At 38.5% G+C, this 23,696-nt stretch carries 24 protein-coding genes; 6 read left to right on the forward strand and 18 right to left on the reverse strand.

Annotated elements, in window-relative coordinates; genetic code table 11:
• Both LQ227_RS16325 and LQ227_RS16330 read right to left on the reverse strand, forming a co-directional pair.
• Complete coding sequence (locus tag LQ227_RS16325) at positions 1-984, reverse strand: xanthine dehydrogenase family protein subunit M (protein WP_230149976.1); 984 nt, start codon at positions 982-984, stop codon at positions 1-3.
• Positions 981-1,604 carry a (2Fe-2S)-binding protein gene (locus LQ227_RS16330; RefSeq protein WP_230149977.1) on the reverse strand — a complete coding sequence of 208 codons (624 nt, stop codon included), beginning with the start codon at positions 1,602-1,604 and terminating at the stop codon, positions 981-983. The genes LQ227_RS16325 and LQ227_RS16330 overlap by 4 nt, the downstream gene beginning before the upstream one ends.
• 173 nt (positions 1,605-1,777) lie before the next feature.
• Here LQ227_RS16330 and LQ227_RS16335 point away from each other — a divergent pair, with 173 nt between their 5' ends.
• Entirely contained in the window at positions 1,778-2,428 is a 651-nt protein-coding gene (locus tag LQ227_RS16335) for a YceH family protein (RefSeq protein ID WP_230149978.1), read from the forward strand.
• A gap of 263 nt (positions 2,429-2,691) precedes the next feature.
• Here the strand turns inward: LQ227_RS16335 and fabF are convergent, their stop codons facing one another.
• The 5 genes from fabF to LQ227_RS16360 are packed head-to-tail and all read right to left on the reverse strand — an operon-like array spanning position 2,692 to position 6,081.
• The gene (gene fabF / locus LQ227_RS16340; protein WP_230149979.1) at positions 2,692-3,942 is read right to left on the reverse strand and encodes a beta-ketoacyl-ACP synthase II; all 1,251 of its coding nucleotides are present in this window, start codon (positions 3,940-3,942) and stop codon (positions 2,692-2,694) included.
• 11 nt (positions 3,943-3,953) lie between these two features.
• The gene (locus tag LQ227_RS16345) at positions 3,954-4,172 is read right to left on the reverse strand and encodes a DUF2798 domain-containing protein (RefSeq protein ID WP_029275254.1); all 219 of its coding nucleotides are present in this window, start codon (positions 4,170-4,172) and stop codon (positions 3,954-3,956) included.
• A 13-nt stretch (positions 4,173-4,185) separates the two neighbouring features.
• Positions 4,186-4,956, reverse strand: a complete 771-nt coding sequence (locus tag LQ227_RS16350) for an SDR family oxidoreductase (protein ID WP_230149981.1) — start codon at positions 4,954-4,956, stop codon at positions 4,186-4,188.
• 13 nt (positions 4,957-4,969) lie between these two features.
• Positions 4,970-5,455, reverse strand: a complete 486-nt coding sequence (locus LQ227_RS16355; RefSeq protein WP_230141561.1) for a PaaI family thioesterase — start codon at positions 5,453-5,455, stop codon at positions 4,970-4,972.
• A gap of 38 nt (positions 5,456-5,493) precedes the next feature.
• Positions 5,494-6,081: a TetR/AcrR family transcriptional regulator gene (locus LQ227_RS16360; RefSeq protein ID WP_230141563.1), complete on the reverse strand. Its 588-nt coding sequence runs from the start codon at positions 6,079-6,081 to the stop codon at positions 5,494-5,496.
• 125 nt (positions 6,082-6,206) lie between these two features.
• Between LQ227_RS16360 and LQ227_RS16365 the strand changes: the two genes are divergently transcribed.
• The 3 genes from LQ227_RS16365 to LQ227_RS16375 all read left to right on the forward strand — a co-directional run bounded on the left by LQ227_RS16365 (position 6,207) and on the right by LQ227_RS16375 (position 8,911).
• Positions 6,207-7,118 (forward strand): AraC family transcriptional regulator, encoded by a 912-nt coding sequence (locus LQ227_RS16365; RefSeq protein WP_230141565.1) that lies wholly within the window; start codon positions 6,207-6,209, stop codon positions 7,116-7,118.
• 82 nt (positions 7,119-7,200) lie between these two features.
• On the forward strand, positions 7,201-8,043 hold the full coding sequence (locus LQ227_RS16370; protein ID WP_230141567.1) for an SDR family NAD(P)-dependent oxidoreductase: 843 nt from the start codon (positions 7,201-7,203) through the stop codon (positions 8,041-8,043).
• A 16-nt stretch (positions 8,044-8,059) separates the two neighbouring features.
• On the forward strand, positions 8,060-8,911 hold the full coding sequence (locus tag LQ227_RS16375) for an SDR family NAD(P)-dependent oxidoreductase (RefSeq protein ID WP_230141568.1): 852 nt from the start codon (positions 8,060-8,062) through the stop codon (positions 8,909-8,911).
• A 227-nt stretch (positions 8,912-9,138) separates the two neighbouring features.
• On the opposite strand, the gene arsB is transcribed toward LQ227_RS16375, so the two are convergent.
• The 6 genes from arsB to LQ227_RS16405 all read right to left on the reverse strand — a co-directional run bounded on the left by arsB (position 9,139) and on the right by LQ227_RS16405 (position 15,643).
• Entirely contained in the window at positions 9,139-10,203 is a 1,065-nt protein-coding gene (gene arsB / locus LQ227_RS16380; RefSeq protein WP_230141570.1) for an ACR3 family arsenite efflux transporter, read from the reverse strand.
• 1 nt (position 10,204) lies between these two features.
• Positions 10,205-10,624 (reverse strand): arsenate reductase ArsC, encoded by a 420-nt coding sequence (locus LQ227_RS16385; RefSeq protein WP_230141572.1) that lies wholly within the window; start codon positions 10,622-10,624, stop codon positions 10,205-10,207.
• A 19-nt stretch (positions 10,625-10,643) separates the two neighbouring features.
• Entirely contained in the window at positions 10,644-11,210 is a 567-nt protein-coding gene (locus tag LQ227_RS16390) for a DUF6428 family protein (protein WP_230141574.1), read from the reverse strand.
• 37 nt (positions 11,211-11,247) lie between these two features.
• A complete protein-coding gene (locus LQ227_RS16395) occupies positions 11,248-11,577 on the reverse strand; it encodes a helix-turn-helix transcriptional regulator (RefSeq protein ID WP_230141576.1) in 330 nt (109 codons plus the stop codon).
• A gap of 222 nt (positions 11,578-11,799) precedes the next feature.
• Positions 11,800-13,206 carry a DUF6794 domain-containing protein gene (locus LQ227_RS16400; RefSeq protein WP_230141578.1) on the reverse strand — a complete coding sequence of 469 codons (1,407 nt, stop codon included), beginning with the start codon at positions 13,204-13,206 and terminating at the stop codon, positions 11,800-11,802.
• A gap of 151 nt (positions 13,207-13,357) precedes the next feature.
• Positions 13,358-15,643 (reverse strand): GH92 family glycosyl hydrolase, encoded by a 2,286-nt coding sequence (locus LQ227_RS16405; RefSeq protein WP_230141580.1) that lies wholly within the window; start codon positions 15,641-15,643, stop codon positions 13,358-13,360.
• Between the two features lie 474 nt (positions 15,644-16,117).
• Here LQ227_RS16405 and mnmA point away from each other — a divergent pair, with 474 nt between their 5' ends.
• The gene (mnmA, locus tag LQ227_RS16410) at positions 16,118-17,209 is read left to right on the forward strand and encodes a tRNA 2-thiouridine(34) synthase MnmA (RefSeq protein ID WP_131031545.1); all 1,092 of its coding nucleotides are present in this window, start codon (positions 16,118-16,120) and stop codon (positions 17,207-17,209) included.
• Positions 17,210-17,437: 228 nt separating this feature from the next.
• On the opposite strand, the gene LQ227_RS16415 is transcribed toward mnmA, so the two are convergent.
• The gene (locus tag LQ227_RS16415; protein WP_230141584.1) at positions 17,438-17,752 is read right to left on the reverse strand and encodes a hypothetical protein; all 315 of its coding nucleotides are present in this window, start codon (positions 17,750-17,752) and stop codon (positions 17,438-17,440) included.
• A 284-nt stretch (positions 17,753-18,036) separates the two neighbouring features.
• Here LQ227_RS16415 and LQ227_RS16420 point away from each other — a divergent pair, with 284 nt between their 5' ends.
• Positions 18,037-18,399: a response regulator transcription factor gene (locus LQ227_RS16420; protein ID WP_230149983.1), complete on the forward strand. Its 363-nt coding sequence runs from the start codon at positions 18,037-18,039 to the stop codon at positions 18,397-18,399.
• 96 nt (positions 18,400-18,495) lie between these two features.
• On the opposite strand, the gene LQ227_RS16425 is transcribed toward LQ227_RS16420, so the two are convergent.
• From LQ227_RS16425 to LQ227_RS16440, 4 genes are all read right to left on the reverse strand, one after another.
• Positions 18,496-19,092: an FMN-dependent NADH-azoreductase gene (locus LQ227_RS16425; RefSeq protein WP_230141597.1), complete on the reverse strand. Its 597-nt coding sequence runs from the start codon at positions 19,090-19,092 to the stop codon at positions 18,496-18,498.
• A 163-nt stretch (positions 19,093-19,255) separates the two neighbouring features.
• A complete protein-coding gene (locus LQ227_RS16430) occupies positions 19,256-21,205 on the reverse strand; it encodes a glycoside hydrolase family 97 protein (protein WP_230141600.1) in 1,950 nt (649 codons plus the stop codon).
• A 62-nt stretch (positions 21,206-21,267) separates the two neighbouring features.
• Complete coding sequence (locus tag LQ227_RS16435) at positions 21,268-22,920, reverse strand: FAD-dependent oxidoreductase (protein ID WP_230141609.1); 1,653 nt, start codon at positions 22,918-22,920, stop codon at positions 21,268-21,270.
• Position 22,921: 1 nt separating this feature from the next.
• Positions 22,922-23,671, reverse strand: a complete 750-nt coding sequence (locus LQ227_RS16440) for an SGNH/GDSL hydrolase family protein (protein WP_230149985.1) — start codon at positions 23,669-23,671, stop codon at positions 22,922-22,924.
• Between the last annotated feature and the right edge of the window lie 25 nt (positions 23,672-23,696).

Raw genomic sequence — 23,696 nt, forward strand, 5'->3', positions numbered from 1 at the left:
CTAAGCTTTAGATTTTGCAAGATTCAACGCCTCGATTATTGTATTGGGTGCCAGTTTAAGTTTAAAGTCATTTCCTCCAAAACCTTTCGCATCTTTCATGGCCAGTTGGGCTGCCTGTTCAAAATTCGATAAGGTGGCTTCTTTTCCTTTTAAGAAATTTTCGGATGCCGTTAAACGCCAGGGTTTATGCGCTACTCCACCCATTGCCAAACGAATATCCGTAATTTTATTATTGCTGAGCTCAAATGCTGCAGCTACAGAAACGAGAGCAAAAGCATAAGAAGCCCGATCCCTAACTTTAAGATAATGATAGTTTTTGGCCAGGTTATTTACCGGAATTTCCAAGCGGATAATCATTTCGTCTGCTTTTAAGTTATTGTCTAACTGCGGAGTATCTCCTGCCAGGCGATGAAAATCTTTAAATGGCATTTTACGTCCTCCTTTGGCATTGGCTACCACCACCTCAGCATCTAAAGCCGTTAATGCTACACACATATCGCTTGGATGAACGGCAATACATTTCTCTGAAGTCCCGAAAATGGCATGCATGCGGTTAAAACCTTCCATGGCACCACAGCCTGTACCGGGCTGGCGTTTATTACAAGGCATTTCGGTATCGTAAAAATAACCACAACGTGTACGCTGCATCATATTACCACCAACAGTAGCTACGTTTCTCAGCTGGGCAGATGCGCCCGCCTGTAAAGCCCAGGAAAGTAACGGTAGTTTCTCTTTAATCAGCGCATTGTCTGCAACTGCCGAATTAGAAGCCAAAGCACCAATATGGATTTTATTTCCAATCTGCTCGATCTGTTTTAGCGGAACATGATTGATATCGATGAGTTTTTCTGGTGCTGTAACACCTCTTTTCATTAGATCGATCAGGTTTGTTCCACCTGCCAGAAATTTTGCGTTTTTATCTTTTACCAATAAAGCAATTGCTGATTTTGCCGTGGTTGTTCTTAAGTATTGGAAATTGATCATACCTTTTCGCCTCCTTCCTTAACTTCAATAATCGCATCAACTATATTAGGATAAGCACCACATCTACAGATATTTCCACTCATATATTCACTTATTTCTGCTCTCGAACCGGTATGCCCTTCGCGTACACAGGCTACGGCCGACATAATCTGTCCTGGCGTACAATAACCACATTGAAAACCATCATGCTTGATAAATGCAGCCTGCATGGGATGCAAAGTTTCGCCGTTGGCCAATCCTTCAATCGTGGTAATTTTCTTTCCCTCATTCATCACAGCTAAACTGAGGCATGAATTTACCCTTTGTCCATCAACATGAACGGTGCAAGCGCCACACTGGCCATGGTCGCATCCTTTTTTAGTCCCTGTTAGGTGTAATTCTTCACGCAAATAATCCAAAAGCGTTACCCTGGGCTCAACCGTAGTTTGATATGCTTTATTATTTACCGTAAGTTTTAATGGGATTTTCTCAAAAAGTTGAGCGAAACGTTCATCGGCATTGCTTTCTGCTGCTTTAACCGCAACGCCAGGCGTTAGTGCAATGGCTGTAATTACCGAACTTTTTTTGAGGAAATCGCGCCTGCTATCACCCTGATTTGGTTTCTGATCGGAAGATTTCATAATTGGATATTTAGATATTGGATGTAGTCCTAAGTTCGTAATTCTAAAGCACAGAATGTAGCAATTCGGAAATTTAGAATTATTCTATCGTTAATATTTTTACATAACTCACTAGAAATAAATCATTAACAAAATAATTTTCAAAATGTTCAACCAATTTATACTTTTATAAAATGGACAATGTAAAACCACTACCCGATTTATCAGCAGAAGAACAACGCGTTTTAGGCGCATTAATAGAAAAAAGCCGCACAACACCCGATTATTACCCAATGACTCTGAATAGTTTAACAGCTGCATGTAATCAAAAAAGCTCAAGAAATCCGGTGGTAAATTACGATGAGGAAACCATAACTTTAACACTAAACCAACTTAAAATAAAAGGTTTAATTTCCACTGCTACAGGAGGATCAAGCCGTGCAACTAAATATAAACATAATCTAGCTATTGTTTATCCGCTAGTACCTTCGGAGCTGGCCATTATCTGCTTATTGCTTTTACGCGGACCACTAACACCTGGTGAAATCAATAGCAATTCGGGAAGATTATATGAATTTGAAAGTATAGAAGAAGTTTTAGAACAACTTCAGAAATTATCAGATGAAGAACCTGCATTTGTAAAACAACTGGCAAAAAAAGCTGGACAAAAAGAGGCCCGTTTTGTTCATCTTTTAGGCGAACAGGCCGAAACCACTTCAGAACCTGAAACCGAAACAATAAGCACACCACAATTTGATCCTACTGAACTGGAAAACAGAATAGAGAAACTAGAAATGGAAATTGAAGAATTGAAAGAACTGGTTAATTTATTAATGGATAAGTAATGGGTTCATTTGTTCAATTAGGCATTGGTTCATTGGTTTCTAACCCATCGCATAACCCAAAGCGATTGTCGTCTGAGCGTAGTCGAAGACCGTGGTTACTGGCATAGCTTTTCAGGCGGTCGTCATTCCCACGCAGGTGGGAATCTTAAACTTATTGCATTACAATTCCCAATCAGTCCAGATAGCACCGATCACAACCATACTAAAACAAAAAAGTGTTTGGTGAGCACCAAACACTGAATAATAATCAAGTATGAAACTGACTAAGCCTCATACTTTTTAAAAATAGTACTTGCGGTGTGGCCACCGAAACCAAATGTATTATTTAAAACATAATTGATCTCCTTTTTAATACTTTCTCCCAACACAAAATTCAATCCTTTTGGAATGTTTTCGTCAAGATTTTTGGTATTAATAGTAGGCGGCACCACATTATCTCTGATCGATAAAACACTGATTACACTTTCTACCGCTCCTGCAGCACCAAGTAAATGACCCGTCATTGATTTAGTTGCACCAATTACGACTGGCAAACCATTGAATACAGTGTTAATCGCCTGTAATTCACTTAAATCACCCAACCCAGTTGAAGTGGCGTGTGCATTAATATAATCTATTTTATCAGCTGTAATTCCAGCATCTTTTAGCGCTTTTGTCATACCCAAAGCCGCACCAATCCCATCAGGAGGAGTTCCCGTTAAGTGATATGCATCAGCGGCCATTCCACCACCAATAATTTCGGCATAAATGTGGGCACCACGTTGTAAAGCGTGTTCTAAATCTTCCAACACCAATGCCCCTGCACCTTCGCTCATCACAAAACCATCTCTGTCGGCATCAAAGGGTTTAGAAGCCCCTTGTGGATCCTCGTTGTTTTTAGATAAAGCCTGAGCGGCATTAAAGCCACCTACTGAAGACTTGGTTAACGCCGCTTCAGAACCACCAGCAATCATTACACTTGCTTTCCCTAAACGGATGGTATCGAAGGCATTGATAATGGCAGTATTAGATGATGCACAAGCAGATACGGTACAATAATTTGGTCCGCGCAATTTATGACGGATGGAAATTGCTCCTGCAGCAATATCGACAATCATCTTTGGAATGAAATAAGGATTAAATCTTGGTGTTCCATCACCCGCATGAAATTCTTCCAACTGTGCTTCAAAAGTACCAATTCCACCATTTCCGGTTGCCCAGATTACGCCAATTTCAGCCAATTGATCATCGGTCATTGCAGTAAAATCTAGTCCTGCATCCTTTATCGCCTGATCGCTCGATCCGATTGCATATTGGGTAAAAAGATCGTACTTTTTAATTTCTTTTTTCTCCAGGTATTCTTCAGGATTAAAATCCTTTACCTCACCCGCAAAGCAGGTTTTGAATTTACTGGCATCAAATTTTGTAATGGGACCAATGCCACTTTTTCCAGCCAAGATCTGTTGCCAGAATTGCTCAACGGTATTACCAAGTGGTGTTATAGCACCTAAACCTGTTACTACTACTCTTTTCATTTTAATAATTTTTAGTCAATATTCTTGAATAAATAATCGACCAACGATTGTACCCTTGGAGCAATAATTAATATAGCAGGAATGGCTACGATATAAGAAATGCCCCATGATTTCAACCAAACTGTGATAAAGGTCGATGTAAATCCAAGATTTACACTTATTGCTGCGAAAGTAACTATTCCTGTAGTGAAAACCGCCATAATAGATGCAAAAGCTACCTTCTTTTTCATTCCGGTTATCTGATTAATTTTGAACAGAATCGATCCAGGCTTTTCTATTTGCATTCATCACATTTAAAGCATCAACCGGCGATTGTCTGAACAGCTCATAAATCTTTGCGGTATCGCCTACCCTGATTTCAAACTCATCACTGGCTAAAGCCGCCAACAGATCATCCGCAACAACCGAAGGTTTAATACCATTATGGCCACCTATTTCCTTTGAAAATTCTGTATCCACCAATGGCGGCATCAATTCGAAAACCTTAACAGCAGTTTCTTCTAAACTTAACCTTAACGAAGTGCTGTAAGAATGTAATGCTGCTTTACTGGCCGCGTAAGTTGGCAAAGTAACCCCAGGAACATAAGCCACAATAGATGAAACATTTACGATAGCTGATTCGCGCTGTGCTTTTAAAACAGGCAGCAATTTTTGATTGATCCTGATAATCGATAAATAATTGGTTAGCATTTCATCTTCTGCATTGGCAAAAGCATCCTGATTGGGGTCAGCTAAATTGTACAGGATTGCTCTTCCTGCATTATTAATCACGATATTCAATTGAGGGAAATCGACTTTGATACGGGCTACCAATTGATCTACATCCTCAGCCTTGCTTACATCAGAAAGAATGGTGGTTACATTTTGTAATGATGCAGCAGCTGCATCCAGTCGCTCCTGATTTCTACCAGTAATAATTACATGATTATCTAAAGCAGTTAACTGTTTTGCAATTTCTAAACCGATACCAGCTGTTCCGCCGATCAATAAAACGGTATTTTGTGAAGTTTTCATTATATGTTTTTTTTTAAAATTTTAAGATTAAACAAGTGCTCACCGCGTGAGCATAAACGCTATTATTTTCATCAACTAATTGCGCTTCTACCAGGGCGGTACGTCCACCAAGGTTGATCACCTTCCCTACGGTTTTTAGTTTCCCGGTTTGGATGGTAACGGCTTTCAGGAAATTTACCTTCAGCTCTAAAGTGGTATATCCTTTTCCGGCAGGTAAAAGTGAATGGACCGAACAGCCCATGGCCGAATCTAAAATAGCAGTGATTACCCCGCCATGCACAGTGCCAATTGGGTTGTAATGAAACTCCTGAGGTGTAAATTCAAAAACCACATTGCCCTTTTCGATCAGACTTACACTAAAATCCAAGGTATGCAACAATGGCGGCAGCGGAAATTTATGATCGCTCATGGCCTGCAGATAATCAACACCATCCATCTGCATAGCTTCCTTCGCTCCTTTCATTGGGTCTTCCCAAGTTATTGTTCTGGTCCTTTTCATAATAAAATACCAATCGGTATATTTTAGTTTAAAAATTTTTAGCTGAGGCTATTGATATATTTTTTTAACGAATCCATAATTAAATTCCAATGTGCAGGTTTTGCAGTCAACCTCGAAATCATGATGCCACCTTCTATTATAGCAATAATTGTTAATGCAACCTGCTCTGGATTGTGATCTGCATTGATTTCTTTGGCAGAAATACCTGATTCAATCAGTTTAGCAATTTTATTTTTCCAGCCTAAAACTGCTTTCAAAACTTTTTCCCGCAATTCGGGATGGGTATCATCAGCGTCAACTGCAGTATTTAAAACAGGGCAACCTCCTTCTGATACTGAACCATCGATAAATTTTTGGTAAATATTGATGTACACCAAAAGCTTATCCTTTATGCTGACCTGTTTGTTCATGTCAGCATCTATCCTCGATGAAACATTTTTCAGGTTATAATCAAAAGCCGCCAGCGCTACTTCATCCTTATTGGCGAAGTTACCGTAAATACTGCCTTTGGTTAAACCCGTGGCAGCAGTAATATCATTTAAAGAAGTGCCTGCATAACCCTTCATATTAAAAATAGGTGCCGTTTTCTCTACAATGAAATTTCTTGTTTTTTCTGCCTTGGTCATGTTCTTTTAAATTGACGATGCAAATATATACCAATCGGTATATTTAATGCAAATATTTTTATCATCGAAATCTCCTTTTAATTACAACAATTTATTTTAGGTTTGAATTTTGTAACTTTGATTTTATGAACAAGCCAGAAACCATTGAAGATTTTTACCAGAACAAATTTAGTTTCTTACCAGACAACCTACGGAACGGTGTAGGGCATTTTAACGTTTTCAAGTTAGAAGATTGTTTGAGGGATGATCATAAGCCAATGAGTTATAACCGAAGGGATTATTACAAAATCTGCCTTACCCGCGGACATAACGTTTACCACTATGCTGACAAAAGCATTGAGATTAATGGCACCGCTTTAATCTTCTTCAATCCACTTGTACCTTATACCTGGGAGCTGGCCAGTGGTAAACAAAGTGAGGTAACAGGTTATTTCTGTATTTTTACGGAAGCTTTTTTTACCGAAAAGATCCGCGGAAACATTGGTGATTTACCCATGTTCGTACCTGGCGGGAAACCAGCGTATATTTTAAATGAAAAACAAGATGCTCAAATAGAAAGCATTTTCGATAAAATGTTCGAGGAAATCAATACAGATTATATCTATAAATACGACCTGCTCAGAAACTATATTACTGAGATTACACACTTTGCACTAAAAACACAGCCATCTGAAACGCTATTTAAACATACCGATGCCAATACAAGGATCACTTCTGTTTTTACAGAGTTATTAGAGCGTCAATTCCCCATCGAAACAACTACGCAAAGGCTTACCATGCGCTCAGCCAAAGATTATGCTTCGCAACTTTCGGTACATGTAAACCACTTAAACCGTGCAATTAAAGAAACCACTGGCAAAACCACCACACATTATATTACCGAGCGTTTATTAAGTGAAGCTAAAGCTTTACTCAAGCATACCGACTGGAATATATCAGAAATAGGTTATTGCCTTGGTTTTGAAGAGCCTACCCATTTTAATAACTTTTTTAAAAAACTAACTAACCACACCCCTACTTCTTACCGAATTGTTTGAATTTCGTAATCATAAGTTTGATTAACGTAATAAAGCGAATTCATTTGCACTGTAATTTTGTCTTAACAAAAAGGAAAAAACTATGGGCAAGAAAAAAGTTTGGTTTATTACCGGAGCTTCAAAGGGCTTAGGATTAAGTTTGGTTCATCAGTTGCTAAATGCTGGCCAATATGTTGCGGCCACATCAAGAAATGTCAGTGAACTTAAAAAAGCAGTAAATAATGATAGCGGAAAATTCCTTCCTCTAGCCGTTAACCTGGCCGATGAGCAAAGCGTCGAGGATGCGATAAAGACGACTATTACAAAATTCGAAAGAATCGATGTGGTCATCAATAATGCAGGTTATGGAATTGGAGGCAGTATAGAAGAGCTTAGCGATGCAGAAACACGCAACAGTTTTGATGTTAACGTTTTCGGAACACTGAATGTCATCAGAAAAGCTTCACCTTATTTAAGGGCACAACGAGCCGGACATATCATCAACATTGCATCAATTGCAGGTATTGCAGGCGCAACAGGCTGGGCAGTATATGCAGCGGCAAAATCGGCTGTGATTGCATTGTCAGAAGTATCGGCAGAAGACCTAAAAGAATTTGGCATAAAAGTTACTGTTGTGGCTCCTGGCGCATTCAGAACCAGTTTTTTAACGACTGATTCGCTGATTTTGGCTGCCAATCCAATTGCAGAATACGAAGAAGTGCGGGCAATACACAGCAAATACCTAAAAATGGACGGTCAGCAGATTGGCGACCCCGAGAAAGCTGCCGCTGCAATGATCTCATTGGCAAGTATGCCTAATCCACCCCTTCATTTACTTTTAGGAAACGACGCTTTTCAAAGAGCAAACAACAAGTTAGAATCACTACAAAAGGAATTTAGAGACTGGAAAGCCATTACAATTTCAACAGATTTCGACGAAAATTAATTCAAACAAAAACATTATGGAAAATCAAAAAGTATGGTTTGTAACAGGCGCATCAAAAGGCCTGGGACTTATATTAGTAAAAACATTATTAAGCAATGGTCTTAGCGTTGCTGCAACTTCAAGAAACCTGAATGATTTAATTAACGCAGTTGGTGAACACCAAAACTTTTTACCACTAGCTGTTGATTTGATCGACGAAAGCAGTGTAGAAGCAGCAATTAGCCAAACGATCAGCAAATTCGGTCAGGTAAATGTGGTGGTAAACAATGCAGGCTATGGCATGCTTGGTGCTTTAGAAGAATTGAGCGACAAAGAATCACGTCAAAATTTCGATGTGAACGTTTTTGGTTCGTTAAACGTCATCAGAAAAGTACTTCCTCAATTGCGAAAACAACAATCAGGTCACATTTTTAATATTTCTTCAATCGGTGGCTTTTCAGGTAACTTCCCTGGTTTCGGAATATATTGCGCTACAAAATTTGCAGTGGTTGGTTTTACCGAATCGTTAGCGGCTGAAGTAAAATCGATGGGAATCAAAGCAACGATTGTAGAGCCGGGTTATTTCAGAACAGCATTCCTAACTGAAGGATCATTAGCGGTACCGAATAAACCAATTGATGCCTACAAAGAGGTACGCGACTCGCAAGCGGCACACCAAAACGACATCAATAATCAACAACCAGGCGATCCGGCCAAAGCAGTTGAGGTGATTATTGAAGCTTCGAAAAGTGAAAATCCACCACTTCATTTATTCTTAGGCCCTGATGCCTATCAGGTAGCTGATGCAAAAATTGCAGATGTACAAAGGGATATGGCCAATTGGAAATTTCTGGCAACTGCTACTAATTTCGATGAGGTTGGCGCATAGTAACTAGGGCAATCGTCATTTCGAGTTTTATTTATAACACAAAGCTCAATATAAATGACAGAAGGTTTTTAGCAGGGTTTATTGCTGCGAGAAATCGTCATTGCGAGAAGGCTTTTCAGCCGACGAAGCAATCCTACAACAATCGCTAGTAGCGTGAGCTTTAAGATTGCTTCGTGCCTCGCAATGACGATTTTTCTATAAAAATCTGTCAATAGTAAAGGTTGATCTTATGTTCTAAAATATCTCCTTCTAAACCATTGCGCCAAGTTAACCAATGCAATTAATGCGGGCACCTCAACCAACGGACCGATTACACCGGCAAATGCTTGCCCTGAATGAATACCAAATACACCTATAGCCACAGCGATAGCCAATTCGAAGTTATTACCAGTTGCCGTAAACGCAATAGCGGTACTTTTGCCATAATCCGCACCGAAATACCTGCCTGCAAAAAAACTGATCACAAACATGATCACGAAATAAATCATTAAGGGCAAAGCAATTCGCAGTACATCAAACGGAATCTGCACAATCAATTCTCCTTTCAGACTAAACATCACTACGATGGTAAATAATAAGGCAACTAAGGTTATGGGAGAAATCATCGGTACAAAAGCGGAATAAAACCATTCTTCGCCTTTCCACTTGATCAGTACTTTTTGACTTAAAATACCGAGCACAAACGGAATCCCAAGATAAATCCCTACACTCTTTGCAATTTCTGCAATGGAAATTGATACAGAAAGGCCTTTTAAACCAAAAACGGGTGGTAAAACCGTAATAAAAAAATATGCAAATACACTGTAAAGCAATACCTGAAAAATACTGTTCAGGGCAATTAAGCCCGCGGCATACTCTCGGTTTCCATCAGCAAGCTCATTCCATACCACCACCATGGCAATACACCTGGCCAGGCCGATCATAATTAAGCCAACCATGTATTCGGGATAGTCGTGTAAAAATGCAATGGCCAGAAAAAACATCAGAATCGGGCCAATTATCCAGTTTAAAAAGAGCGAAGCGCTCAATATTTTTACATTTTTAAATAATCTGCCTAAATTCTGGTATTTAACTTTTGCCAAAGGTGGATACATCATCAGGATCAATCCGATAGCCAAAGGGATGTTTGTACTCCCGCTCGAAAATGAATTGATCAAGACCGCTGATGAAGGGAATAAAAAGCCTAAGCCCACCCCCAATAACATGGCTAAAAAAATCCACAGCGTTAAATAACGATCTAAAAAACCGAGGTTTTTTCTTTGAGCTGCCGGGGCACAAATATCTGCTGACATATTAGCGTTTTAGGTTTTTGTTTACAAAATCTTCCATGTAAACCTTCACCAGATCTCTTGTCTTTCTAAACTCGGCCATGATTTCTTCATCGGTACCTACGGCTTTTGCAGGATCGGGAAAGTTATGGTGCAGTTTTATAGCCTGCGTTGGGAAATATGGACAGCTTTCTTTTGCGTGATCGCAAACGGTAATCACATAATTGAATGGAACATCAAAGTACTCCTCGATATTGTTAGAGGTTTGTCCTGAAATATCAATTCCATCTTCGGCCATTACTTTTATTGCCCTTGGGTTAACGCCATGAACTTCGATACCAGCACTGTATATTTTGGCTTTGTTTTGAGCAAAATGTTTCAAATAACCTTCTGCCAGTTGACTTCTGCAACTATTTCCGGTGCATAACACCAATACATTTTTCATTACTATAAATTTTGAATCATTAACAACATCCACTTCCTGGAGAACAACTATTTTGATTAGCTACTAGATTAACCAGTTCGACTTTTTGCTTTATCGGCTGAGCAGGCGCACAACATTCTTCGCCGGCTTCGGTGGTACCACAGCTTCCGCCACGATTAATTGCTTTACATTGGGTAGCATCAGGTGTAAGATCCAAAACCAGGTTCTCCCCATCAATTTTAAATTCACCTGGAAACATCTGCCTTGTATCGAACGCCGAATTGCCAAATTCAATTTTCACAATTCCATTGGGGTTCAACGGCAGTTTACTTTCTACCAGATTGATAATGGATAGTGCTTTTTTCACTTGCATCGCCCTACCCGTTTCTTGTTCGGTAGGTTCCCATAACTGTACAATAATTTCAGTCCAGGCGTTCATCACACCTCCACAGTCTACCGAAACAATCGGTGCCTGTTTAATTTCGGTGATGTGATAATTGGCTTTTACCCATTTACCTGGGGAATATTGAAACTGTAATACCAATTCTGGATATTGCTGAAGCTCAGCCTTAAAGCTGCTCCATTCTGTAGAAGATGTATTGATCATAATATTGCAATTTAACGATTGATTTAAGTAAAAAATTTTAACAGCAGTTCTGCCCGCCTTTATATGAGGCAAAGAAATTGCCCAGCTGTGTTTGTAATAACTTCCAGGTTTTAGGTTCTATACAATAGCAAATACTCACCCCCTCGATAGTGCCTTGTATAATACCTGCATTTTTAAGTTCTTTTAAATGCTGAGAAATGGTCGCCTGAGCTAAGCCGAGTTCTTCAACCAAATCGCCACAGATACAGGTATTCGATTTAAGGATGCGCTGAAGAATCGCAATCCGTGCAGGATGTGCCATCGCTTTTAATAAAGCTGCCATCTGGTTCTGTTCTTCGGTGAAGATTTCTGTTTTGGTAAGTCCCATAGTTTTATATCGCAATATTACGATAGATAATTAAGATATCAAAATTTATTTTAATTTTCTGTTTTCATCAGAAACAGATTATCTACAGAATTGGATAGTTTATTAGCCTTTTTGATTTTAAAAGAACCAATCGACACGAAAACACTTATTTGTGGAGATTTGATATTGCAGGGAGTTTGTTGATTTTACTTTAGTCATATTTCGCGACTGCATTATTTATCATTATTTCTTTAAGGGATGCTTTAATTCAAATTTGGTCCCTGCTTCCTGATTTCCGTTAAGCCAGCCGTAATATTCATCTAAAATGATACTGGATATTCCATCTGGTTCAGAAAACCCCCTTTGCGCAAAGTAACTTTGTAACCTGGAACCTCCCCATAGTCCCCAATTATTTCTGATCCACATACCCAATCCATGATGTAAGCTCAATACGTCGCTTCTTTCTTTAAAGTTTTTAATCGTCTCCCTGTCAATTGGTTTTAAAGTTTTATTTAACTGTAGAAAGCAATCGTTAAGATTAACGGGGATATAAACATGATTAATAGAATCTAATGTTAACCGCCTGGCACGTTCCTTCTTTTGCTCTTCTTTCTCTACCAAAAGTTCCTGTTTAGCTAGAGAATCAACAGGGTTTCTGAAACCGCCCAAAAAGAATTTGAAATATTGTTTTTCTGTTTTTTCAGACAAAAAACTGGCATCGAAAGTATTGGCCGTCATTATTGCCCTAATTTTATTTTCATCAATTTCTTTGGCACAGCTTAATGTGTCGATTTCAAAATTACCGCTTCTTGTAAGGTAGCCCGCTAAAACGATCCGATGTATTTTATAATTATAAAAGTCGCTGGTGTTTATCCCCACATACTTTAACCCAGTCTTATTTTCTATCTCAACTGCAAGTTTTTTATTGGTTTTCTTGATAACAAAATCTGGAATGTATTTATAGGCATATTCGAAAAAATCGGTTTTTGGCATCTCGCGTTTAAGGTTTTTGAGCTTCCCATAAACTGATCCGAACGGAACTTTTTTTATAATCTCACGCTTTCTAAGATCGTATAGCGTTACCATCTTCTTTGTATCTACACAGTAAACAACATCATTATAATTAAGCACATACTGCTCGTTTAAAAACTTCTCTTCATCGCTTGTACCTTCTTTAAATACGACAAGCTCTGGCTTACTTTTTTGATAATCGATTACCATAGGCGAATTATCGTAAAACAGATTACATTTCTCTACATCAGAATTACAGCTTGAAAATTCCTTTGTACTATAAGTTTCTTCCCTTTTTCCATCCTTGTAGATAATAACATTCTTAAAACCATCATCACGATTAGTCGCGTTTGCCAGATAAGCTATCGTGGAGCCATCATTCGAAATGGTTAAGAAATACCGGTCAAAAGTATATACATCAAATGAACGGTTGATTTCGTACATTACTTTATCGGCCTTGTATACTATAGATCTGCCTCTGGTTGTTGGAAATTCATCATCGTATGAATAAGATTTAACCGAAAATTTTCCGTTGGAAGAAAAAACTTCTGTGATTGGAACACGAGAGGTTGAGAACTGGCTAAAAGTAGGAGTGCCTAGTAGTAGAAGAAATGCGAATGTGAGCGTTATTTTTGTCATACTATTAAAATAAATAAAAATAGTTAATTGGTTAGATTATAGATGTTAAAAGACCTTAAATTCCACAGGTATTAAACATAGTTTTCATTTAAAATAAAAAACCGTTAACTAAAATTAATCAACGGTTTAATTTGTACAGGGATGAGAAAAATTATTTCTTAGGTTTTGCACTCATGTAAAAAGTAAGCTTTCCACCGTTGGTGATATCGGCATGTTTGATTTTATGATCGGTAATTTCTTTGCCGTTCAATAAAACTTTCTCTACGTAAACATTTTTATCGCTTTGTTTAATGGCCTCAACAGTAAAGGTTTTACCGTTTTCCAAATTAATTACTGCGTTGTTAACCAGTGGACTGCCTAATGAATATACATCAGAACCTGGTGCTACCGGATAAAAACCTAACGAAGAGAACATATACCAGGCACTCATCTGCCCGCAGTCGTCATTTCCACCCAAACCATCAGCAGTAGGTTTGTACTGCATGTTTAAGATGTGACGGATCTGCGCCTGAGTTTTCCATGGCTGATCGGTCCAGTTGTAAAGGTAAGCGATATGGTGTGCAGGTTCGTTACCATGTACATATCCACCAATAATACCTTCGCGGGTAATGTCTTCTGTATGCGCAAAAAACTCGTCAGGTAAATGCATGGTAAACAAAGTATCTAAACGGGTTGCAAATTTCTTTTTACCGCCCATCATTTCAATCAGCGAAGCCGGATCCTGCGGAACAAAGAAACTGTAGTTCCAGCTGTTTCCTTCAATAAAACCTTGTCCTTCGGTATCTTTTGGATCGAATTGCTTTTTAAAAGAGCCATCCGCCAATTTAGGGCGCATAAAACCAGAAGCACTATCGTAGTTGTTTTTCCAGTTATTAGAACGTTTGATAAATTCGTCGTAAACATCCATGCGGTTTAATTTCTTAGCCAGTTGCGCAATCGACCAGTCATCGTAAGAATACTCTAAGTTATTGGAAACTGAAATGCCTGATTTTTCTGCAGGGATATAACCTTTATCCATATAATAGCCAATTCCTTCATAATCGCGGTGTTTAGCTGTTGCAATGCAGGCATCCAATGCTTTGTTCGCATCGCCATTGTAGGTACCTTTTATAATCGCATCAGAGATTACAGAAACACTGTGGTAACCACTCATGCACCAGTTATCATTGGCATAATGCGACCAGATCGGCAACATGTGCAAACTACTCTGATCGTAATGCGCCATCATCGATTTCACCATATCATTACTGCGGCCTGGCTGCATGATATTAAAGAATGGATGTAAGGCCCTGTAAGTATCCCAAAGCGAGAATGTGGTGTAATTGGTAAAGCCTTCGGCTTTATGTACCCCTTGATCTAAACCTTTATACTCGCCATTAATATCGGTATAGGTTGTTGGATTGATAAAAGCATGATATAAAGCGGTGTAAAAATTGATTTTATTATCGTTAGAAGTAGTTACCTGTATTTTATTCAATTCTTTATTCCAGGTAGCCTGCGCCTGAGCCTTCACTTTTTCGAAGTCCCAGCCCGAAATTTCTGCACGCATATTTTGCAAAGCATTTTCCTGGCTAACCGGCGATAAAGCAAATTTAATTTTAATCTTCTCTCCTTCCTGGGTATCGAAATCGAAGAACATTTTCAGTTTTTTACCAGCAATTTCAGGAAAGTTCTGTTCCTGGTTAAACTTGCCCCAAAAACCTCTATAAGCCTGTTTAGCATCGTAACTTTTACGTCCGTAGCTTTTAAAAGGTTTAGAAAAGCTCATGGCAAAGTAAACGGTTCTGGTTCTGGCCCATCCGTTGGTTTGGCGGTAACCGGTAATCAGGGTATCGTTCACTACGCGAACGTAAGTCCACACGGTTTTTTCTTCATAATTGTAAATACCGGCCATCAGATCCAAAATAATGTGCGATTGATCTGATTTAGGAAAAGTATATTGGTGCATCCCTACCCTTGTTGTTGAGGTTAATTCGGCGGTAATGTTATCATCATCTAATTTTACTTTGTAATAACCTGCCTCTGCAACTTCATTGGTATGCGAAAATGCCGAACGGTAACCACTTTTCGGATCTGATGCAGTACCAGGATTCAATTGTAATTTACCTTGTGTAGGCATAATGAGAAAATCACCCAAATCGGAGTGACCAGTGCCGCTAAAATGGGTATGACTAAAGCCGGTAATGGTTTTATCCTCATATTTATAACCCGCACAGTATTTATAAACATCGCCATTGTATTTTCCATTTACTTCGTACGATAAAGTATCCGTTTCGGGACTTAACTGTACCGAACCAAATGGGACTGTTGCGCCAGGATAGGTATGCCCCATTTTAGATGTACCAATAATGGGCTTAACATACTGCACAAGATTCTGCTGCGCCGATGTAAGCAGGGCTGATAGCAAAAGACAAGGCAGGATAATTTTTTTAATCATATCTTTTTAAAATTTAGCTTGTTTCGTTGAAAATTCTAAGGTATTAATTTATCTTCAAATATGCATAAATCAGAACACTAAAACGTTTAAGTAAAACAAAAAATACATTTTATAAGCTTGAAGATACAATTTATTGTAATTCGAACCTTGCGGGTTTTAAAAACCTGCGAGATTATGCGTGCTTTTGTAGTTGCCACTGGCCACAGACTTTATGATGTAAACCTGATAGAGCGGAAAGCCCGGAGGTGAGGTATCCGATTCATCGGGCAGGACTTGAAGGGATAGCAGGACTGCTGACAGCCACTAATACCGGACCAGCCATTTTCAGAATAAAATATTAATGACCACCTGAGTCACTTTAGCCCACCTAAGTGATAAGCAGAAGCAATTTAACAACCGCTTTTTACAAGTAACTGACTTGCTTTAAATAATTTCAGCTAAATAAACCTTATTTTTGCATCCAATATTTTTAAGATGAGTAAACACGGTAGAATTCTGGTTGCCATGAGTGGCGGGGTTGATAGTTCGGTAGCGGCTGTAATGTTGCATGAGCAGGGTTATGAGGTTATTGGCTTAACCATGAAGACCTGGGATTATGCTACTTCTGGTGGAAGCAGTAAGGAAACTGGCTGTTGCTCATTAGATAGTATCAATGATGCCCGTACACTTGCCGTAAACTATGGTTTTCCCCATTATATCCTTGATATCAGGGATGAATTTGGTGATTATGTGATCGATAATTTTGTTGATGAATACCTTGCCGGAAGAACTCCAAATCCATGTGTTTTGTGCAATACGCATATTAAATGGGAAGCACTGTTAAAACGTGCCAATAAACTCGATTGCGAATTTATCGCAACAGGGCATTATGCCAATATCCGCCAGCAAGACAGCGGCCGTTATGTAATTTCAAAAGGAAAAGACGAAAATAAAGATCAATCTTATGTGCTGTGGGGCGTTTCGCAAGAAAACCTTTCGCGTACCAAATTCCCTTTGGGCAGTTTCGCAAAATCTGAAATCAGACAGATGGCTTTGGATATGGGACAGGAAGAACTGGCAAAAAAATCGGAGAGTTACGAAATCTGTTTTGTTCCGGATAACGATTACAGGGCTTTCCTAAAACATAAAGTAGAAGATTTAGAAGACAGAGTAGCCGGCGGAAATTTCATTTTAAGTAATGGGATGGTTGTTGGGCAACATAAAGGTTATCCTTTTTACACCATTGGTCAACGTAAAGGTTTAGGCGTTGCCTTTGGCGAGCCCATGTTTGTAACGCAGATCCTCCCAGAAAGCAATACTGTAGTTTTGGGTAAAGCTGATGAGCTTGAACGCCGCGAAGCCATGGTACGCAATATTAACCTGATAAAATATGCAAGCATTGAAGAACCAATGAATGATGTGATTACCAAAATCCGCTACAAAGATGCGGGTATGTTAAGTACAATTGTTCAGGAAAAAGATAAAATGCGTGTGGTGTTCGATCATAATGTTTCAGCAATTGCACCAGGACAATCGGCGGTATTTTACGAAGGAAATGATTTATTGGGCGGAGGATTTTTAGTTTAACGTCCCCTACCTTGTAATAAAAAACGAGTTGCCAATGGTAACTCGTTTTTTATTTGATTATCAGGTTATAACTAGACAATTAGTCATGCTGAATTTAGTTCAGCATCTTTCATACCATCTACTTATTTTTAACATCTATACTTCTATTCATCATAATAGTAAATTTATCTAATTAAGATTCCCACTTACACGACGACCGCGATAAAATACACGATAGAAGTCTTTTTTTTATTCACTCCCTTTAAAAACATTAATAGAAGCTGTTTTCCAGTGGATATAACCTAAATTACCACAGGTTTGGGCTACAAAGTTTTCTACATCCTCTGGCACATCGTTAACAACACGCCATCTTATTTTATATTTTGGATTATAACTTATATATACCACTAAATCATCACTACGTTGCCCAATGGCTTGTAAATGTTGTAAATGAATATCCTGCAGATCTGCAGCAGCAATCCTCAGTCTTTCATTCATGATTTTACCTAATGAAAGATCTGGTCTAAAATCTGTTTCGAATATGGCTAAAACGGTAACGGTCATAGAAAATAAATATATCAGCAAACAAACCAAGCAAGTAGCTTTTTGTTTAAAATCATCAATTAAATACATCAGATTATCTTAAGGATGTATCCTGTCTCTTCAAAAGCAAATCTATACTAAAAAAATTAGTATCAAAATTTATTTTTATATTTTTTTTAGTCAGCACAAAAATTATAGAAACGCATGACACGGCGTACTAAAAGGTTAATAACTCCAGTATTGTGCATAACTATCTTAAACATCTGATAGCTAGACTAGTTATCTATATAATAAAAATAGAGCTTATGAAAAAGTGCATCTATGTAGTGGAAGACAATCCGAGTATCAGGGAAACCATCGAATTTTTGTTAATCGAAGAACTTTACGAGGTAAAGACCTGCCCTAACACCAACGATTTTTGGTTTCAAATGAGTAAACACCGGCCAGATATGGTAATTCTTGACATTATGTTACCAGATGGAAACGGGTTGGACATCTGCAATACCCTAAAGCGAAATATTAAAACACATGATATTCCGGTCATGATGATGTCGGCTAATAACCACTTGAACACAGTTAAGGCCAAATGTGATGCTGAAGATTTCATCAACAAACCATTCGATCTGAATGATTTTGCAAGTAGGGTTGAGAAATATTTAGTAGCATAATTTTTTAGTCCAAAGTCATTAGCCCCCAGCCCTTAGTCGATTTGAACAATCAACCAATTTGCCAAAGAACTAATGACCAATGAACTAATAAACCACTTAAATGGCTATACTTTCGATTGCTTTATCCAAAGCCACATCCTTTAAATCTGGGATGCTTAGGCCTTCTGCGCGATATGCGGTAATATCAGTCATACCCATAAAACCAAGAACCGATCTTAGATAAGATTCTGTAAAATCATAAGGTTTCATCGGTCCTTCTGAATACACACCTCCGGAAGAAATCGCCAGATATACTTTTTTGTTTTTTACCAAACCTTCGGGGCCTTTTTCTGAGTAGCTAAAGGTTTGACCGGCACGTGCAATATGATCGATCCATGCTTTTAAAGTAGAAGGAATACCGAAATTATACAACGGCGCACCGATTACAATCACATCAGCATCTTTTAGTTCGGCAATGGCCTCATTTGAATGTTTTATTGCTTCCGAAAATTCTGCCGTGTGATTTTCTTGCGGTGTAAAAAAAGAATTGATGTGTACCTCTTCCAAATGTGGAAATGGGGTATTGGTAAGATCATGTGTAGTTAAAGTGCTTCCGGGGTTTGCACCCTGTAATTTTTCTACGATGGCATTTCCCAATTTAATACTGAAAGATGCTTCACCCCTTGGGCTTGATATAAGATGTAATATTTTCATTTTTTTGCCTTTTTTATGTCTGGCAAAATTATAGATACGAAGTATCAAAAAGCTATTACTATACCAGAGGATAGTGCTATCCTTTGGTATAGTTGCTACTTCATCTCAATAAAAAAGGAGCTTATTTAACTGATAAGCTCCTTCAACAAAAACATTAATTTTGTTATTTAACCTGCTCTATTACAGCAACAAAACCACCATCTTTTACCATATTGATACCGATCGTTTCTCCTGCTTTAATTGGTTTTACGATGCGTTTAAAATCCATTGCCTGAAAATCGGCATTGATGCCATCTTTGATCAGGGTGATCTGGTAATTTGCATTTGGTTTCAAAAAACCGGTTTCAACTTTCAAGTCGTGTTTTTGATCGTTGCCCATAGCACCAATAAACCATTTGTCGCCTTTACGTTTAGCTGTAACGATATATTCGCCAACGCTTGCATCCAGGATTTTGGTTTCATCCCAGGTTACGGGAACGCTGGTTATAAACGAAGTGGTTTCGGGCTCTCTTAAATAGTTAAAAGGATTATCGGCCAGCATTTGAAAACCACTTTCAAAAACAATATACATAGCCAGCTGATGCGCCCTGGTACCAATGCTCATGGTATTTACCCAACTAGGTTTATAATCCTCTTTATGTGCCGAACGCATGGCCCCAGGCGTGTAATCCATCGGCCCCACTGCATTACGCAAAAATGGAAGGAATAAGTTGTTGTTTGGCGTGGCCAAACCGCCTCCAATATTTTGTTCCATACCTATAACGCCTTCATAAGAGAGCACATTGGGATATGCTACTTCCAAACCAGCTGGTTTAAATGCACCATGAAAATCGACCAATATATGGTGTTTAGCCGCCTCTTTAGCTACACGGGTATAGTAATTTACCATCCATTGATCGCTTCTATCCATGAAATCGATTTTCACCCCTGCAATTCCCCATTTTTCCAGGGTTTCGAAAATGTTAAAGTTATTTTCGACTGCCAGCCAGGTAAACCAAAGTACAATTTTTACATTTTTCTGTTTGCCATAAGCAATTAGCTCTTGCAGGTTAATCGTTGGATTAGGTTCAAAAGGGTTAAGTGTTGTTTTTGCCCATCCTTCGTCCATAATGATGTAAGGAATGCCAAACTTTGAAGCGAAATCGATATAATATTTATAAGTATCCTGGTTATAGCCAGATTTAAAATCCACGCCATATACATAGGCATTATGCCACCACTCCCAGGTTACCTGGCCAGGTTTTATCCATTTGGTATCTTGTAACTGGTTAGGTGTACTTAACTTATAAACCATTTCGTTAGCAGCCAATTGTGTATCCTTATCGGTAATAACTAAAAAACGCCATGGAAATGATCTTTTGCCAGCTGTTTTAGCAATATAACCGGCTTCTTTTAAAATTTTCTGACTTCTGTCTCCATCTTCTCCAAAAGCCAATGGTACCTTTGGAAAAATAGCATCAACAGTTTTATCATCTGTTGCTTTTATAAACAAACAAGGATAATCGTATAGATCTGCTTCTGATAAAAGTGCTTTATATTTTCCTGTGTTAAACAAGATTGGTAATACACTCATCTTCTCTTTATTCACTTTTTCCAACTCGTTTTGGCGGTATAAAATCTCATATGAAGTTTTAAAACCACCTGTTTCTAAATAAGCTGCTTTAACCGGATCGTTAAAATTAAGATGCACATCCTCGCTGTTTACAATGATCGAATCTTTTTTATTGGTAATAAACCGGTAAGCTATCCCATCGTTATAAGCTCGAAATTCTACACTAAAATCGCCTTTAAAATCTAACCTTAACAAGTTATAATGGTTAATCACTGTGGCATTTTTAAGCGGCACAACAGGATTTGAACTGGTGTTTATGGATGAAAATGTTTTTTTGATCAATTTTGCATGCTCACCAAGCTTTGCCTGAGCCAGATTTAACTGCAAATAGGAATCGGCTAATAAAGGATCACCATTAAATGTAACCGTGTAGCCAATTTTTTCTTTAATGGCTACCGATATTTTGATCCGCTTATCTGGAGATAGGAGCTCTATAGGGGCACTAAAGAGTTTTATTGTAAAAACCAGCATTAAGGCGGCAAGCGACAGATATTTTTTCATTTTAAAGTTTGTTTGTTTAATAAAAATTTTTGGTTCTTACATTTTAAGGTTAATAAATCGTTTTAGTTTGCTAAAGTTAAACACTGCTTTTGATTTAACAACAAGTTTTTTAATTCATTATAGTTTACATCCTGAATGTTGATTTTATGATCGATAGCCAAAGATGCAGCAGTGGCAGCTGATTCCCCCAGGATCATAAATACAGGCTCCATGCGTACAGATCCGTACGCAATATGAGATGATGACAAACAAACGGGAACCAATAAATTTTTGCATTCGGTTTTCTTAGGCACGATGGCCTGATAGGAGATACTGTAAGGTCTTGGTGCTTTAACCCCGACATCACCTTCATTTTGCACATAACCTTCAGGCGTAACATAACGTTGCACATTATGAGAATCTAAAGCATAAGACCCCATCCCTATCGGATTTGGCACTTCTTTTTTGCCAAGAACTTCATGCTCGGTCATTACGAAATCTCCTATCATTCTCCTCGCCTCCCGTACATAAAGCTGATATGGCCAGTTTCCGTTATCCTTAAATTCATCTTTCGCCAAACCCCATTTTTTAACCTGCTGCTGAATTTTTTCTGGCATCCTCGGATCGTTGGCCATAAAGTACATTAATCCTTTTTGATAATTTTCGTGAGCTTTGATAATTTCTTTCCGTTTTGTGTAATCTGCTTCAGGATAGGCATAATTCATTCCGATAAAATCGGTACTAAACGGTCCATGGTTATTAGTATCTGTTTTATGGTTCGGAATAGGATCATATTTATTAAAAAGTTCATCCCAACCGGCATTAAACACCCTTAACAACAATTCGTAATCCATGGCATTGTAGCGGTCTGGTTTTGGAAACGCTATTTTGTTTTCGGCTTTATTGGTCAGGCACATCCTATAGCAATAGGCCTGAAGTTTATGGTCTGCCGTTCCGTTCGGTCCAGGTTGATCAGTAGAAATACCTGTCAACAGGCCGCTTTTTTTATCTCCTGGAATTTTATACGGATCGATATTATTTTTAAAATAATGCGCATGCTGAAAAACCAAGGCCTGTACCCCATTCCACTGTTCGTTATAGGTATGGTTTGCTTCTCTGCCCACATGGTAGCTTACTTTAGCAGCAGCCATTAAATCGCCTTCATAAGTAGCATCGATATACATTTTTGCACTAAAAATTTTGCCAGATAAGGTTTTGATACTGATAATCTTCCCATCTTTCATCTTTACGCCCTGTTTTCGCTCCAACCATTCATCACGGTAAATTTTTAATTTATTCTCTTTGACAAAATCTTCCATAACCTGTTCTGCAACATGAGGTTCAAAAATCCACATGGTTCGGTCCGTTCCATCAATAGCAGGTGTACCTTGTCCTTTGTTACCGTACTGCTCTTTTTTCTGCCATTTCCAGGCACTAGCTTGCTGGTAATGCTGATAAACCTTTTGATAAAATTTTCTGGCGAGGCCACCAATTACGGACTTGTCTCCCGTATCGGTAAAGCCCAATCCTGAAGATGATAAACCACCTAAATGCCTGTCGGGTGAAACTACAATAACGCTTTTACCCATTTTTGTGGCTTGTACGGCTGCCATTATACCGGCTGATGTTCCGCCGTAAACAATAATATCTGCCTTATACAACTGGCCAAGTACCGTTAACCGTGTTAGGAGGAGCATTATTACACACATCGAGGTTTTCTTAATTGAGACTTCCATATTATGGTGCAGTTAAAAGTTTAATTAAATAAGCAGGGTAACTATCTTTATCTATTGTTCCATCGCCTTTGGTAATGCTATCTCCAAAACAAACAATATTTGTTTTTGGCAACCGATGGTCAATTATATAATCGTAAACAGTGACTGCAATAAACCGGTAACCATTGGCTGTAGGGTGTATGCCATCTGTTTTATTGCTGTTGGCTATATTTTGAATCAACGAATCTTTATCCGTTCCGATTTTGCCTATCGCTGAAAACCGATGCCCAAGATCGAGAAAGTGTGTCTTTTGTTGTTCAGCAATTTTTCTGATTACATTGTTTATCTGCATTCTTCGACCTGCTACACCTTCGGGTTGGTAAAACTGAGCTGGGTGGCGGGTAAGCAAATGCACTTCGTAAACGGGCAGTATTGTCATTAACAATACTTTACACCCCTTTGATTTTATGTTTTTTACCAGGGTATCCAAATTACGTTCATATTCATCAATAGGAATATGTTTAACGCTATTCATATCATTGGTGCCCACCATCAAAATAGTCAGTTTAGGATGTAGACGTAAACAATCTTCTTCTACCCTGTTTAAAAGATCGGCGGTATTGTTACCTCCTACGCCTGCATTTATAACTAAATATGCCGATTCTTGTTCTTCTGCAGTATAATTTATAGCGTAAGTAGGTGCTGCTCTAAAGAGGGATGTTGAGAGCAAGGCTATGCTGCCTTTTATCACCTGTCTTCTATTAATTTTCATAAAACACTTATTTCTATATTTGCAC

Origin of the sequence: Pedobacter sp. Bi27 (genome assembly GCF_918698255.1) — a bacterium.
In the GTDB taxonomy this organism is placed as follows: Bacteria; Bacteroidota; Bacteroidia; order Sphingobacteriales; family Sphingobacteriaceae; genus Pedobacter.